Consider the following 14,626-nt stretch of genomic DNA (forward strand, 5'->3'; position numbering starts at 1 on the left):
GATGCCGGAATTCGCGGCCGCTATTTCCCCCATGTCGCGAAGAGGCCAACGGCGGCGGCGGCCATGACCGCGGTCGCAAGCCAGCCAACGACCTTCAGGCCGGTGTGCAGCTTGAAATCGCCCATGGCCGGTTTGTGGCTGGCAAGATGCATCATCAGCACCATCACCGGCACGGCCACCACGCCGTTGACCACCGCGCTCCAGAACAGCGCCCGGATCGGATCGATGGGGCTGAAGTTGAGCAGCACGCCGAGCAGGGTGGCGATGGCGATCGCCGCGTAGAACGCCTTGGCCCGCCGCGGCTTGCGCGCGAGTCCGACATGCCAGCCGAAGGTCTCGCCCAGTGCGTAGGCTGACGAACCGGCCAGCACCGGGAGCGCCAGCAGGCCGGTGCCGATGATTCCGATGGCGAAGACCGCGAAGGCGAACGGGCCGGCGATGGGCTTCAGCGCCAGGGCGGCCTGCGACGAGGTCTGGATGTCGGTGATCCCGTGGGCGTGCAGGGTCGCGGCAGTCGTCAGGATGATGAACAGGGCGACGAGGTTGGACACGCCCATGCCGATGTAGGTGTCCAGGCGGATCCGCCTGATCTCGGCGGGCGCCTGCTCGGGCGCGCGTTCGAGCGGCTTGGCGGCCGGCCGTTCCTTGACCTCCTCGACCTCCTCCTCGGCCTGCCAGAAGAACAGGTAGGGGCTGATCGTGGTGCCGAGGATGGCGACGACGACGGTCATATAGGCCGCGCTGAAGGTGATCTGCGGCGCCACCAGGCTTTTGGCCACCGTCAGCCAGGGCATCTTGACGACGAAGGCCACGGCGACATAGGCGAGTAGCGACAGGGTCAACCACTTGAGGATCGAGACGTAGCGGGAATAGCGGGAGAAGACCTCCAGCAGCACCGTGCCAAGACCGAAGAGGGCGACGTAGACCAGCTGCGGTCCGCCGACCAGCAGCTTCAGCGCCGCGCCCATGGCCCCCAGGTCCGCGCCGATGTTGATGACGTTGGCCACCACCAGCAGGGTGACGATCGAATAGACCACGCCGTTCGGGTAGTGCTTCTTCAGATTGCCGGCGATGCCGCGCCCCGTGACCCGACCGATCCGGGCGCTGATCTCCTGGATGGCGCACATCAACGGCCAGCTGAACAGCATCACCCACGACAGGCCGAACCCGAACTGTGCGCCGGCCTGGGAATAGGTGGCGATACCGCTCGGATCATCGTCCGACGCGCCGGTGATCAGGCCGGGACCCAGAACCTGCAGCAGCTTCGGCCGCTCCGGCTGCTTGACGTCGCGATGCGCATTGGGCGCGGCGGGCCGGCTGGGGTCAGTCATGGCGTTCCTTCGTGGCGGCTTCCCAGCCTAACGCGCGCCGACCCCGAAGGCTCAACCGGCGATGCGACGCGGCTCTACTACCGTTCGAGGGCAGGGCGAAGGGCGGCCCTACTTGGCTTGGTAGGATTTCTGCTTGGCCGCGATGTCGGACGGCCAGTCCGGCAGCGGGTCGCCCTTGGCCGGGCCGTTGGCCTTGATGCCCGGGTCGATGACGTACTCTTTATGGCAGGCGGTGCAGATCTGGTAGAGCTTGGCGCCTTCGACATAGACGCCTTGCTTGTCGTGCTTTCCGGCGGCCGCCTTGGCCAGCACCGCCTCGGCGGTGAGCGCCTGAGCGAACCGGTTCCAATCGGTTTCCGGGGCGCGCGGCCGACCCGGCAGCTGCAGGGCGTTGCCGGCCTCGATCAGGACGGCGGCGGCGGTCTCCATCGCCTCCCAGCCCTCGTCGTTGGTCGGCGCCAGTTCCTTGACGCCCTTGGCGGTCTCCTCCGTGCCCGAGCCCTTCCAGTAGGCGAAGGACGCCGGATCGACCACATGGCCCATGAACTCAGGCATCGACAGCGCGTCGGTGTTGAACTTGGCGACAACGGCCGGGGGCGTCGGCTTTTGCGGCGAACAGGCGGCGAGCAGGGCGGCGCAGGCGCCAAGGACGATCAGGCGTTTCAAAGTGGTGGCCCCAGTGCTCGAACGGTCCGCACGTCTACACTGCCAAGGCGGGCCGTGTCCCGTCAACTGCCGCCGCCTTGGCCGGCGCCCGGTTTGACGGGCCAAGCTTCTCCTGTATTGTATGATTGTATGCATACACAGGTGCAAATATTGGCCGCCCTGCGGCTGGGGGATACTGGGGTCCCGATCTATGTGCAGCTGCGCGAGCAGTTCCTGCGCGCCATGGGCCAGGGCCTGCTGAGCGCCGGCGACCAGATGCCAACCATGCGCCAGGTGGCGGTGGCGCTGAAGGTCGATCTGAACACCGTGCGCCGGGCCTATGACGAACTGGAACGGGCCGGTGCGGTGGTGCTGGTGCGCGGCCGCGGCAGTTTCGTCGCCGAACCGCCGCCGGCCCTGCAGGACCACGAGCACGAACGGGAAACCGACAACCTGGCGCGCCAGACCCTGGCCGCCGCCGCCGCGCTGGGGGTCGATGCCCTGGCGCTTTCGCAACGCATCGCGGCGCTTGCCGCGCAGAAAGAGGAAGTCCGATGAGCAACAGCTACGTGGATGGCGTTCGCATGAACCTGCCCGGCCTCACCCGGCGCGGCGGCAATGCGCCGGCGGGTCTGCTCTCTGTTCTGTTCCTGGTCGCCGCCGTGCTCTCGGCCGTGCAGGCCGCGCGCCTGGCGCTCTTCCCGCTGTTCTGGGTCGCCGGCGTCCTGGCGCTTGGCAGCCTGCTGATCCCCATGGCGCTGAAGATGGCCAACCAGTGGGAGCGCGCGGTGGTGCTGCGGATGGGCCGGCTGCAGGGGATCCGAGGCCCGGGGATGTTCGTGATCATCCCGTTCATCGACGAGGTCTCGTCGTGGCTCGACCAGCGCATCCAGACCACCGAGTTCAACGCCGAGCAGGCGCTCTCCAAGGACACCGTGCCGGTGGATGTGGACGCCGTGGTGTTCTGGCAGATCCACGATCCCGAGCGCGCGGCGCTGGAGATCACCGACTATCGCTCGGCCATCAGCCGGGTGGCCCAGACCTCGCTGCGCGAGATGGTCGGATCGTCCCTGCTCTCGACGCTCCTGTCAGACCGCAAGCATGGCGACGAGATGCTGCGCGAGGAGATCGGCCGCAAGACTGCCGACTGGGGCGTCACCGCGATCTCGGTGGAGATCCGCGACATCGGCGTGCCGGCCGCCCTGCAGGACGCCATGAGCCGAGAAGCCCAGGCGCAGCGCGAGGCCGCCGCGCGGATTCACCTCGGTCAGGCCGAACTGGCGGTGGCCCAGAAGTTCGTCGAGGCCGCCGACATCTATGCCAAGAGCCCCGCGGCCCTGCAGCTGCGCGCCATGAACATCATCTACGAGACCACCAAGGAACGTGGCGCGACGATCCTGATTCCCACCGCCATGGTCGACGCCATGAACCCGGGCGGGCTCCTGGGCCTGACCCAGGCCGCGCAGGCGACGCAGATAGCAGATCGGCCGCTGCGCTGACTGGCCTTGTGTGCGGAGACGACATGTGTCATCCATTTTGCGACACTTGTCTTGGAGATGGAGCGGCAACGTGACGATGACCCATCCCGGCGTGGCCGCGCCCTATCCCGGCGGTGTCGCAGAGGAAGCGGGTCCCTCGAGCGGGGGCTATCAGGGCGCGGTGGAACTGCTGGGGGGCTGGCGCGTGCTGCACCGGGTGCTGCTGGGGCCGCTGGACGCCCATGAACTGATTTCCGACGGCCTGCCGGCGGAGGCGCTGTCCTTCCTGATCGAGAATCTGTCGGTGCTGCGCGACGACGCCTCGATCGAAAAGGCCACCGGCATGAGCGTGCGCACCTATCAGCGGCGCAAGGAAGCCTCGGCCAAGCCGCTCAACGCCGAACAGAGCGGGCGGACCTGGAAGTTCGCGGAAATCCTGGCGCGCGCGACAGCGATCCTCGGGTCGCAACAGGACGCCGAACACTGGTTCGAGCAGCCGGCCATCGGCCTGGACCAGCGCCGGCCCATCGATCTTCTGACCACGCCCGCCGGCGTGCGGCTGGTGGAGGATTTCCTGCAACGGGTCGAGTACGGCGTCTATACGTGACGCCGTTGCCGGCCGCGCTGGGCGGCGGAGAGCTGGTGGCGTGGCGCCTCGACGCGGCGCCCTTCGCGGCGATGTGGAACCGCGGTGAAGGCGCCTATCTGGCCGGCGGCCGCTGGAATTCGAAGGGCCGCCGCGTGGTCTATTGCGCGCTCGATCCCAGCACGGCGATCCTCGAGGTCGCGGTGCACAAGGGGTTCAAGGCGCTCGACACCGTGCCGCACGTGCTGACCGCGCTGCGCATCGAGGATCCGCGCGCGGTGCGGGTGGTGGCCCCTGAGGAGATTCCCAACCCGAACTGGCTGCGGCCGGGCATTCCCAGCGCCGGCCAGCAGGCGTTCGGCGACGCCCTGCTGGCTACGCATGGAATGCTCGCCATCCCCAGCGCGGTCTCGCCGCACAGCTGGAACCTGATCTTCGATCCGGCGCGCGCCGGCGTGGACCCGATCGTGCGGTCGCAGGACGCCTTCGCGCTGGACACGAGGCTGCACCCGCCGGCAACCTCCTGACCATGCGCCGCACCGATCTCCCAGCCTTCGCCGCCTTCCTTGCCGCCATCGCCCTGGCGATCCCCGCAGGGGCGCTCGCCGCCCCGGCCGACCTGGTGATCTGGGGCGGGCCGATCTACACGGCGGTAGACGCTTATCCGACGGCCCAAGCGGTCGCCGTCCGCCACGGGCGGATCGCCTTCGTCGGCGCTCGCGCCGACGCCAAGGCGCTGGTTGGGCCAAAGACCCGGGTGATCGACCTGGGCGGCGCGGCGCTGTTTCCCGGCTTCACCGACGCCCACGCCCACCTGCGCGGGATCGGCGAGCGGGAGCTGACCCTGAACCTCGAGGGCTCGACGTCGGCCGCCGACGCGATGGGCCGGCTGAAGGCGTATCTGGCCGGGCGTCCGGGCAAGAGCCTGGTCTATGGCCGCGGCTGGATCGAGACCGGTTGGCCGGAGGGCCGGTTTCTCGAGCGTCGGGATATCGACGCCGTGGCGCCGGACCGTCCGGTGATCCTGCAGCGCGCGGACGGCCATGCGATGACCGCCAATTCCGCCGCGTTGAGCGCAGCTCACATCGGCGAAACCACGCCCGCGCCCGCCGGCGGCCAGATCCTGAAAGGCGCCGACGGCAAGCTCACCGGTGTCCTGGTGGACAACGCCATGAACCTCGTTGCGCCGCTGCGCCATGCGCCGAGCCGGGACGAGAAGCGCGCCGCATTCAAGGCCGCCTTCCGCGTGGAAGCCGCCTATGGCTGGACCGGCGTCCATTCGATGAGCGTCGACTGGGCCGACGTCGCGCTGCTGGAGGCGATGGACAAGGCGGGCGAGGCGAGCTTGCGGGTCTACAACCTGGTCGAGGGCGCCCAGGCCGGGCCGCTGTTCGCCAGCGGGCCGCGCGCCACGCCGGGCGGACGGATCACCACGCGCGGCATCAAGCTCTACATGGACGGGGCGCTGGGTTCGCGCGGCGCGGCGCTGTTTGCGCCCTATTCCGATGCGCCGACGATCAGCGGAACCTTCATCACCGACCCCGCGGTAATGCGGCAATCGATGGCCAAGGCGTTGAAGAGCGGCATCCAGGTCGCCACCCACGCCATCGGCGACAAGGGCAACGCCACGGTGCTCGACCTCTATGAGGAGGCGTTCAAGGCCGATCCGGCGGCGGGCAAGGCCGCCCGCTGGCGGATCGAGCACGCCCAGATCCTGCGGCCGGCGGACATCCCCCGTTTCGCGGCCGACAGCGTGATCGCCTCGATGCAGCCCAGCCACGCCATCGGCGACTTCCACTTCGCCCCCGCCCGGCTGGGGCAGGACCGGCTGAAGGGCGCCTATGCCTGGAAGAGCCTGCTGGACTCGGGCGCGGTGGTTGTCGGCGGATCCGACGCTCCGGTGGAGCGCGGGGCGCCGCTGATCGAATTCTACGCCGCGGTGGCGCGCAAGGATCTGGGCGGAGTCTCCGACGCCGACTGGCATCCCGAGGAGCGGCTCAGCCGGGCGCGGGCGCTGAAGCTGTTCACCACCGCCGCGGCCTATGCCCGCTTTGCCGAAAAGGACCTGGGCGCGATCGCCGTCGGCCAGCGCGCCGACCTGTCGGGGTTCTCGGTGGATCTGATGACCGCCCCGGAGGCCGCGATCCCCAAGGGCCACGCGGTGCTGACGGTGGTCGACGGCGCCGTCGTCTATCGAGCGCCCTGATGGCCGCGGGTTGGCTGATCGGCGTGCTGGTCGAGCTGGTGGGCGAGCCCGCGCCCTTGCGTCATTATTTCGCGGTCGGCCACGAGGACCAGGCCAAGTGCGAGTGGACGGCGCTGGACTGGGCCGGACGGACCGGTCGCATCGCCTCAAGCCCGGTGGCCGGCCAGGAGCCGGTCGAGGCGATCCGTCCCTTGACGCTGGCGCGGATGAAGAGCTTCGGCTTGGCGCCCGGCGAGGTCCGCGAGCTGGGGTGGCGCCATCCCAGGCGGTGGCTGACGGGATAGGCAGGCGCGCTTGGCCAGCGGGCGGCGGGGATCGCCAGCGCCAGGATAGCGACGGGTGCGCGCGGGGTCATGGGGCCAAGGGCCGCGCCTGGCGGCCGATGCAAGCCACGCGACCGCGATTGAAGCGGCGTCGCCGTGGCGCTAGGTTCCATCGATCATTGTCGATTTGCCCGGGGTCAGCATGCGCAAATTCTCTCTCGCGGCCATAGCCATCGGGCTCGCCGCCGCCGTTTCGGCGCAACCGGCCCTGGCCCAGTACGGCATGGACAAGAAGGGTCCGAAGAACGCCGCGACGCCGGAGTTGCCACATTGCGACCGGCCGCTGGGCCGCGCCGCCATCCGCGAGCCGGAGCGGGACTGGTGGACCGGGCTTGGCCTGTCCAACCCCGAGACCCTGATCAAGCTGTTCGCCTCGCGCTCAGGGTGCCTGCGGATCGTTGATCGCAACGGCGGGCTGCAGATGCGCAACCAGGAGGCCGCGCTGGGGGCCTCCGGAGACCTCCGCCGCGGCTCCAACATCGGCAAGGGCCAGGTGGCCGGCGCGGACTTCTTCATCGTGCCCGATCTGGCCAATTCCAATTCCAACTCCGGCGGCAACGCCCTGGGCGCGGTGGTCGGCGCCTTTGGCTCGCGCTTGGGCGGCCTCGGCGCCCTGGCCGGCGGCATCCGCACCAAGAAGTCCGAAGCCCAGGCGCTGATCACCCTGGTGGATGCCCGGACCACCGAGCAGCTCTATGTCGCCGAGGGGGTTTCACAGAAGACCGACATCTCGTTCGGCGTGGGCGGCGGCGGCGGCGGATGGGGCGGCTTCGCGGCGGCGGCCGGTGGCGGCTATGCCAACACAGACATCGGCAAGGTGGTCACGGCGGCCTACTTCAACGCCTATGTCGATCTGGTCCGCTATATGCAGCACGACGCGCCCACCGGCGACCAGGCAAGCCAGGCGGCGGGCGTCCAGGGCTATAGCGTCAAGACCGCCATCGTGATGCGCAAGACACCCTCGCCGCAAGCCGCATCGGTGCGCAGTTTCAGCGTCGGCGACCTCGTCTTTCCGACCGGCCAGAAGAACGGCATCTGGTGGGAAGTCGATGACGAGAACGGCAACCGGGGCTGGGTGTCGTCGGCCATGATCAGCCCGAGGTCTTGAGCGTTCCTGCCTGATACCGGCCCGCCCAACGGCGGCGACTCGACGCCGCCCTTGCGTTGGATCAAAATTCCCCGTTTGGTCGGGTTGAGGGCCAAAATTCGCGCGGCCTGCCCCTTCCGCGCATCCGAGAGACGCAGATGATCACCGTTCGCCGAGACTTCCTTCTCACCGCCTGCGCGGTCCTGGCCCTGGGCGCGACGCCGGCCCCAAGCGAGGCCAAGGCGCCCGCGAAGCCGGCCACCGCCAAGGCCCCGGCGGCGGAAGCGGCAGAGGCGGCTGCCGACCTGACCTCGCCGAAATACGGGGCCTGGGGCTTCGACACCTCTGGCATGGATCGGTCGATCAGGCCCGGCGACGACTTCTTCGCCTACGCCAACGGCGCGTGGGCGCGGCGCACCGAAATCCCCGCCGACCGGGTGCGGTTCGGCAACTTCGACAAGCTCGCGGTGCTGTCGGAGCACCGGGCGCACGCCATCGCCATGGATGCCGCGGCCGGCAAGCTCACCGACCCGGACGCGGGCAAGATCGGCGCGGCCTATGCATCCTTCATGAACGAGGCCCTGGCCGACAAGCTGGGCGCAAGGCCGCTCGCCCCGGCCCTGGCCGAGATCCGCGCGGTCCGGACCAAGGCCCAGTTCACCGACCTGATGGGCAAGGCCAGCGGCACGGCCTACGCCTCGATCTTCCCGGTGGGGATCACCACCGACTTCAAAAGCCCCAACAAATATGCCGTGGTCGCGTCCACCGGGGGCCTGGGTCTGCCCGACCGCGACTACTATCTGCAGGCCGCCTTCGCCGACAAGAAGACCCAGTACCTGGCCTATGTGCAGCAGATCCTGACGCTGGCCGGCTGGGCGAAACCGGGCGACAGCGCCAAGGCCATCGTCGCGTTCGAGACCAGGCTGGCCGAAGCCTCCTGGACCCGGGTGCAGCGGCGCGACATCGACAAGAGCTATCGTCCGATGACGCCGGCCGAGCTCAATGCGCTGACCCCTGGCGTCGACTGGACCCGCTACCTCGCCGCCGACGACCTGGGCGGCGTCAACCGCGTTGTGGTGACCACCGACACCGCGTTTCCGAAGTTCGCCAAGATCTACGCCGACACCTCGCTGGACACACTGAAGGCCTGGCAGGCGTTCCACGTCGCCGACGAGGCGGCCCCGTACCTCTCCAGGCCGTTCGTCGAGGCCAACTTCGAGTTCCGCTCGAAGGCTCTGGCCGGCCAGCCGCAAGAGCGGCCACGCTGGAAGCGGGCCGTTGAATTCACCAATGCGGCCGTTGGCGAGGCGGTCGGCCGGGCCTATGTGGCGCGATATTTCCCGCCGGAGGCCAAGGCCAAGATGGACGCCCTGGTGGGCGATATCCAAACCGCGCTGAAGGCCCGCATCGAGGCTCTGCCGTGGATGGGCGATGACACCAAGGCCAAGGCGTTGGAGAAGCTCGCCAAGTTCACCGTCAAGATCGGCTACACCGCCAAGTGGCGCGACTATGCCCCGCTGGTGCTGAAGCGTGACGACCTGCTCGGCAACCTGGAGCGGTCGGGCGCCTATGAGTGGCGCCGCGAGGTGGCCCGACTGAACGGGCCGGTGGACAAGGCCGAGTGGGGCATGACCCCGCAGACCGTCAACGCCTACTACAACCCGGTGAACAACGAGATCGTCTTCCCGGCCGCGATCCTGGCGCCGCCGTTCTTCGATCCCGACGGCGATCCGGCGATCAACTACGGCGGCATCGGCGGGGTGATCGGCCACGAGATCAGCCACGGCTTCGACGACCAGGGCCGCAAGTTCGATGGCGACGGCGTGCTCGCCGACTGGTGGAGCGCCGGCGACGCCGCCAAGTTCAAGGCGCAGACCGAGCGGCTGGTCGCGCAGTATTCCGCCTTCGAGGCGCTGCCCGGCGCCCATGTGAACGGCGCCCTGACCCTGGGCGAGAACATCGGCGATATGGGGGGGCTCAGCCTGGCGCTGGACGCCTATCACGCCAGCCTGCACGGCCGGCCGGCGCCGGTGATCGACGGGCTGACCGGCGACCAGCGGGTGTTCCTTGGCTGGGCGCAGGTGTGGCGCGAGAAGATCCGCGACGAGACCCTGAAACAGCGCCTGGTCACCGACCCGCACTCACCGGCCCGTTTTCGGGTGAACGGCACGATCCGCAACATCGACGGCTGGTACAAGGCGTTCAACATCGCGCCTGGCGACACGCTCTATGTGCCGCCGGAGCAGCGTGTTCGCATCTGGTAGAGGGCTAGATTCCTTCCGCCCAACCCATCACCCCATGAGGTTCCGGGCGGCGGTGGCGGGCGGTGACCATGCGGGCGTGCAGCGCCTTGATCCGGCGGCTGCCGCTGGTCTGGAAGGCGAAGGGAAACAGGCCGTGGAGCAGGCAGGCCGCGGCGGCCGCAGACATCGTCAGCGCGAAGCCCGAAGCTGAGACCAGGTGCTCGCCATAGCTCTCGCCGACGGTTTGTGGATGGTCGGTAAAGGCGCGAAGCATGGCCGGAGACCCTTGAATCAAACAGGCCGCCATTGTGCGCGGGTCGGGGGGAATGTCATTGCTCAGATGGACCCTCGTTGTCGGAGGATCGAGATCCCGATTCTAGGATTTTGCCATTATGGAGTATTTAATTCTCCTTCAGGCAAGGATTACCAAGGTCCTAATTTACCCAGGCGCTTGCGGAGTCGATGGGTCGGACAGGGCGCGGGGTTTCAGGCCGAGGACGCGTTTGCGCGGATCATAGAGCACCGAATAGGCGAAATAGGGCGCGGTCCCTGCATAGATCACCACGCCCAGGACATGCCCGTCCTGGCGGTAGCTGAGGCGTGCGCCCTGGTCGCGGGAACCGATGGTCAGGACCTCATGGATCGCGAGGCGACCTGTGGCGTCGAACAGGTCCAGCGCGGCCGGGGTTCCCGCGGGCCAGGGCGGCCCCACGAGCTGGCCGTTGGCCACCGCCAGGCCGGGCGCGCCGGTATCCAGCAACACGACCCCGCAGGCCCGCGCATGGGTCTCTTCGTTGGCCAGACAACCGGGCACGGCGTCATGCAGGCCGCCGCCCCGCTCATGGGCGTAGGGCGCCGCTAGCGGGACCCTGACATAGCCCTCGGTCTCCGCCTCGGTGGGGTTGAGGATCAGGCGGCCATCCGGCTCGCCCGGCCGCGGCAGCTCGACGATCCAGCGCCGCACGCCGAGAGATTCCAGCGGACTGCCGACGCGGCCCGGCGCCATGTCGAGGCCCAGGATCGCGCGGAAGCCCTCGCCCGGCAGGCCGTCGCTGGCGATGCCGTAAGTCGCGAGCGTCGTGCGCGAGGCCGGGCAGCGCGGCAGATGGGCGAAACAGCCGATGGTCCGGATCAGGTGCACCGGCGCGCGGCCGCGGGCGGCGCCCATTGCCACCGCCGCCTCGCCGACCACCCCCTCGTAGCGCGAGCCGGAGGCATAGCCGTAGACCTCAGGCTCCGCCGTCGCTGTGGCGTCCATCGCGCCGAGCGTTCCGGGCAGGATGCGCAGGCCGGTGGATCCGGTGTCGAGGCTGGCCAGCAGCGGGGTCGATCCGATGGTCACCGGCACGGCGTAGCGCAGGGCGCCGTTGCTCAGCCGCACCTGGCGGATGGCGACCTCGGTGCGCGGCGCCGGCTCAGCGCGCGCAGCGGAGGCCGCGGCCAGGGTCAGCAGGACGGCAAGGGTGCGGCGCCAGGACACGATTGCTCCCGGACGGCGGCGGATCACAGTCCGCGCGCGCCCGCAAATTTCAAGGCTGGACAGTGGAGCGGGCGATGGGATTCGAACCCACGACACCCAGCTTGGGAAGCTGGTGCTCTACCCCTGAGCTACGCCCGCATATCGGTTGAGGTGCGGTTCCATAGCCGGTCTGCCGGCGGGCCTCAAGCCACCGGCCGGCGCCAGCGCCCGTGGCGCCGTTGTCAGCTTCGCTGGATTGCCGAGCGGCGCGTGGGTCCGCTAAGAGGTGTCAAACACACGTTTGAAGGACTTCCGCCTTGACCGACCTGCCCGACCTGTTCGCGCCGATGACGCTGGCCCACGGCCCTGCGATGAAGAATCGACTGGCGCTGGCGCCCCTTACCAACTCGCAGAGCCACCCGGACGGCACGCTCTCGGACGACGAGTTCAAGTGGCTGACGATGCGGGCCAGGGGCGGCTTTGGCCTGACCATGACCTGTGCGGCGCATGTGCAGCGGGTCGGCCAGGGGTTCCCAGGACAGCTGGGCGTGTTCGGCGACCAACACCTGGAGGGCCTGACCCGGCTCGCAGCCACCATCAAGGGCTACGACAGCCTGGCCGTGGTGCAGCTGCATCACGCGGGCATGCGCAGCCCCAAAGAACTGATCGGCGAGGCTCCGGTGGGGCCGTCCGACGACGAGGCGACCGGATCGCGCGGCCTGTCCACCGGCGAGGTCGAGCAGCTGGTCGAGGACTTCATCGTCGCCGCCGAGCGCAGCGACCGGGCCGGCTTCGACGGGGTCGAGATCCACGGGGCGCACTCCTACATCCTGTGCCAGTTCCTGGCCGAGCCGCTGAATCGGCGCACCGACCGCTATGGCGGCAGCCCGGAGAACCGTGCGCGGCCGATCAAGGACATCGTCGAGGGCATCCGCGCCCGCTGCCGGGCGGACTTCAGCCTGGGCCTGCGGCTGTCGCCGGAACGGTTCGACCTGGACCTGATGGAGATCCGTGACCTCGCCCGCCAGGTGCTGGCCGAGGGCCGTCTCGACTATCTGGACATGTCCTTGTGGGACTATGCCAAGCAGCCGGTCGACGAGGCCTATCAGGACCGCGCGCTGATGGCCTGGTTCACCGACCTGCCCAGGGGCGCCACGCGGCTGGGCTGCGCGGGCAAGATCATGACGCCCGACGACGCGCGCGCCTGCCTGGAGCGCGGCATGGACTTCGTGCTGCTGGGCCGCGCGGCGATCCTGCACCACGACTATCCGCAGCTGCTGGCCGCCGATCCGGCCTTCACCCCGATCCGCACGCCGGTCAGCGCCGCGCACCTGCGCGCCGAGGGCCTGGGCCCGGCCTTCGTCAAATACATGTCGAACTGGAAGGGCTTCGTCGAGGAGCCGCAGACCGAACCGGCCTGAGGCTCACGTTGACGCCGGCGCCCGACGGCCGCACCATCGCGGGCAGGATTTCAGAGGAGGCCGCCATGGCCGACGGCGAACTGCACGACCGCGCGACGTTCCATTCGATGATGGAATGCACCAAGGAGGACTGGCAGGCGATCGCCCGCGCCGCCGCGCCGCACCGGGGCGAGCTGCCGGACCGGCTGATCGCCCACCTGATGCTGCTCGACAACGACCACGGCGGGTTCGCGGTGGACCGGCTGGAGCACTCTCTGCAGACCGCGACGCGAGCGCATCGCGACGGCCGCGACGAGGAATATGTCGTCTGCGCCCTGATCCACGACATTGGCGACATCCTCTGTCCGGCGGCCCACGCCGAACTGGGCGCGGCGATCCTCGCGCCCTATGTCTCCGAGGCCAACCACTGGATGATGGACAAGCACGGCGTCTTCCAGGGCTATTATTTCTTCCAGCACATCGGCCTGGACCGCGACATGCGCGAGCAGTTCCGCGGCCACCCGCACTTCGAGCACTGCGCCCAGTTCTGCCACCTCTACGACCAGAACAGCTTTGATCCGGCCTATGACTCGATGCCGCTTTCGGCCTTCGAGCCAATGCTGCGGCGGGTGACGGCGGCGCCGAAGACCTCGATCTACAAGCGCGAGGCGGCTTGACCGCCGGGCCGGCCCCGACCCGCAAGCCGCCGCTCCACCCGATGACCCGCGCGGCCCTGGTGGTCGGCGGCCTGTGCTGCCTGGCGCAGGCCCTGTTCCTGGTGCATTTCGGACCGTTCCGGGGGATCGCGGGCGTGGCGCTGATCGCGCTGGCGGGTCTCGCCTGGCTGGCGCTGAGTATCGTGGCGGTGGTGCGCGACGGACGCCGCGGGCTCTGGGCCCTGGCCGCCGCGCCCTTCATCCTGGCGGTCCCCCTGCTGAGCGTCGTGCTGCTCGCCGGCCCCGGCTGCGGCCACGGGGGTTGCGGTTAGGGGCTGACGGGACCCTCCGCGGCGACCTTTCCAGGCGCCGATGTGGACTCTGGCGATCGGCTTCGTCGGTTCCGGAAGCCGTTCGCACTCCGCGGGCTCGGCGTCACGGAACACCTGCGAGGCAAGTCATGAAATTCATCGCCCTTCACCGCTCGGCGCTCATCGCCCTGACCATTGCCGGCGCTGCGCTCACCTCGACGCGCGCGCTGGCGGAGGACGACAACGGCGACCGCGAGGGCGCGAGCGTCGCGGCCGCCCCGACGGCCGCGCAACAGGCGGCGCGACAGGCGGCCGACGCCGCGGAACGCGCGGCCGAGGCGGCCTCCCTGGCGGCGAAGGTCGCGGCGGGCACGGTAACCCCGGCCACCGCGGCGGTGATCACCGCCAATCAGATTGTCGAAACCGCCGTCGAGGCCGCCAAGGCCGCCGCCGCCGCGACCGGGACCCCCCTGACCGCGGCCGCTGTCGAGGCCGCGGAGGCGTCGGCCCTAGCCGCCGCCGTATCATCCGGCGCGGTGACCTCGGCGACCGCTGCGACCATTGCGGCGAAGGAAGCCGCTGACGCCGCGGAATCCGCCGTCGAGTCCGCCACCGAGACGACCTCCACGCCGCCGACCGCGGCCTCGCAGGCCGCCCAGGAAGCGGCGGAAGCCGCGGCTTTGGCCGCCTCCGTGGCCGCCGGGACCGTGACGCCGGCCGCCGCGGCCGCGCAGACCGCGAAGGAAGCCGCTGAGGTCGCCGCGCAATCGGCGGCCGGCGCCTCGGTGCAATCCGAGGGATCCCACGGACACGACGACTGAACCAATCCAGCCTGAGATCGGAAATGGCGGGTCCCGCCACGGCGCAAAGAGGTCATCGTGACCGCGCCAAAGCGGGACCC

At 69.5% G+C, this 14,626-nt stretch carries 16 protein-coding genes and 1 tRNA gene; 12 read left to right on the plus strand and 5 right to left on the minus strand.

Features of this window, described 5'->3' with window-relative positions; all coding sequences use genetic code 11:
* Nucleotides 1-20: 20 nt before the first annotated feature.
* A complete protein-coding gene (locus tag RMN86_RS14365) occupies nt 21-1,331 on the minus strand; it encodes a divalent metal cation transporter (protein ID WP_309606542.1) in 1,311 nt (436 codons plus the stop codon).
* Between the two features lie 108 nt (nt 1,332-1,439).
* On the minus strand, nt 1,440-1,997 hold the full coding sequence (locus RMN86_RS14370; protein ID WP_309606543.1) for a hypothetical protein: 558 nt from the start codon (nt 1,995-1,997) through the stop codon (nt 1,440-1,442).
* Between the two features lie 141 nt (nt 1,998-2,138).
* On the opposite strand from RMN86_RS14370, the gene RMN86_RS14375 reads away from it, so the two are divergent.
* The 8 genes from RMN86_RS14375 to RMN86_RS14410 all read left to right on the plus strand — a co-directional run bounded on the left by RMN86_RS14375 (nt 2,139) and on the right by RMN86_RS14410 (nt 9,920).
* Nucleotides 2,139-2,534 (plus strand): GntR family transcriptional regulator, encoded by a 396-nt coding sequence (locus RMN86_RS14375; protein ID WP_309606544.1) that lies wholly within the window; start codon nt 2,139-2,141, stop codon nt 2,532-2,534.
* Nucleotides 2,531-3,475, plus strand: coding sequence for an SPFH domain-containing protein (locus tag RMN86_RS14380; protein ID WP_309606545.1), 945 nt, complete (start codon nt 2,531-2,533; stop codon nt 3,473-3,475). Before RMN86_RS14375 ends, RMN86_RS14380 begins: the two co-directional genes overlap by 4 nt.
* A gap of 76 nt (nt 3,476-3,551) precedes the next feature.
* Complete coding sequence (locus tag RMN86_RS14385; RefSeq protein WP_309606557.1) at nt 3,552-4,061, plus strand: antitoxin Xre/MbcA/ParS toxin-binding domain-containing protein; 510 nt, start codon at nt 3,552-3,554, stop codon at nt 4,059-4,061.
* Nucleotides 4,058-4,567 carry an RES domain-containing protein gene (locus RMN86_RS14390; RefSeq protein WP_309606546.1) on the plus strand — a complete coding sequence of 170 codons (510 nt, stop codon included), beginning with the start codon at nt 4,058-4,060 and terminating at the stop codon, nt 4,565-4,567. Before RMN86_RS14385 ends, RMN86_RS14390 begins: the two co-directional genes overlap by 4 nt.
* A 2-nt stretch (nt 4,568-4,569) precedes the next feature.
* Entirely contained in the window at nt 4,570-6,246 is a 1,677-nt protein-coding gene (locus RMN86_RS14395; protein WP_309606547.1) for an amidohydrolase, read from the plus strand.
* A complete protein-coding gene (locus RMN86_RS14400) occupies nt 6,246-6,530 on the plus strand; it encodes a hypothetical protein (protein ID WP_309606548.1) in 285 nt (94 codons plus the stop codon). The genes RMN86_RS14395 and RMN86_RS14400 overlap by 1 nt, the downstream gene beginning before the upstream one ends.
* Before the next feature lie 181 nt (nt 6,531-6,711).
* Nucleotides 6,712-7,677, plus strand: a complete 966-nt coding sequence (locus RMN86_RS14405; RefSeq protein WP_309606549.1) for a CsgG/HfaB family protein — start codon at nt 6,712-6,714, stop codon at nt 7,675-7,677.
* Nucleotides 7,678-7,814: 137 nt separating this feature from the next.
* Nucleotides 7,815-9,920, plus strand: coding sequence for a M13-type metalloendopeptidase (locus RMN86_RS14410; protein WP_309606550.1), 2,106 nt, complete (start codon nt 7,815-7,817; stop codon nt 9,918-9,920).
* Between the two features lie 4 nt (nt 9,921-9,924).
* On the opposite strand, the gene RMN86_RS14415 is transcribed toward RMN86_RS14410, so the two are convergent.
* The 3 genes from RMN86_RS14415 to RMN86_RS14425 form a co-directional block, all read right to left on the minus strand.
* A complete protein-coding gene (locus RMN86_RS14415) occupies nt 9,925-10,173 on the minus strand; it encodes a DUF6356 family protein (protein WP_309606551.1) in 249 nt (82 codons plus the stop codon).
* A 165-nt stretch (nt 10,174-10,338) separates the two neighbouring features.
* A complete protein-coding gene (locus tag RMN86_RS14420; RefSeq protein ID WP_309606552.1) occupies nt 10,339-11,379 on the minus strand; it encodes a hypothetical protein in 1,041 nt (346 codons plus the stop codon).
* Nucleotides 11,380-11,442: 63 nt separating this feature from the next.
* Nucleotides 11,443-11,517 (minus strand) — tRNA-Gly (locus RMN86_RS14425).
* 158 nt (nt 11,518-11,675) lie between these two features.
* On the opposite strand from RMN86_RS14425, the gene RMN86_RS14430 reads away from it, so the two are divergent.
* The 4 genes from RMN86_RS14430 (at nt 11,676) to RMN86_RS14445 (ending at nt 14,546) form a co-directional block, all read left to right on the plus strand.
* Nucleotides 11,676-12,779 carry an NADH:flavin oxidoreductase gene (locus RMN86_RS14430; protein ID WP_309606553.1) on the plus strand — a complete coding sequence of 368 codons (1,104 nt, stop codon included), beginning with the start codon at nt 11,676-11,678 and terminating at the stop codon, nt 12,777-12,779.
* An 8-nt stretch (nt 12,780-12,787) separates the two neighbouring features.
* Nucleotides 12,788-13,435, plus strand: a complete 648-nt coding sequence (locus tag RMN86_RS14435) for an HD domain-containing protein (protein WP_309606554.1) — start codon at nt 12,788-12,790, stop codon at nt 13,433-13,435.
* Nucleotides 13,432-13,746 (plus strand): hypothetical protein, encoded by a 315-nt coding sequence (locus RMN86_RS14440; RefSeq protein ID WP_309606555.1) that lies wholly within the window; start codon nt 13,432-13,434, stop codon nt 13,744-13,746. The genes RMN86_RS14435 and RMN86_RS14440 overlap by 4 nt, the downstream gene beginning before the upstream one ends.
* 128 nt (nt 13,747-13,874) lie before the next feature.
* Entirely contained in the window at nt 13,875-14,546 is a 672-nt protein-coding gene (locus RMN86_RS14445) for a hypothetical protein (RefSeq protein ID WP_309606556.1), read from the plus strand.
* Nucleotides 14,547-14,626 lie beyond the last annotated feature (80 nt).

The organism is Phenylobacterium sp., from assembly GCF_031360265.1.
Classification (GTDB): Bacteria; Pseudomonadota; Alphaproteobacteria; order Caulobacterales; family Caulobacteraceae; genus Phenylobacterium.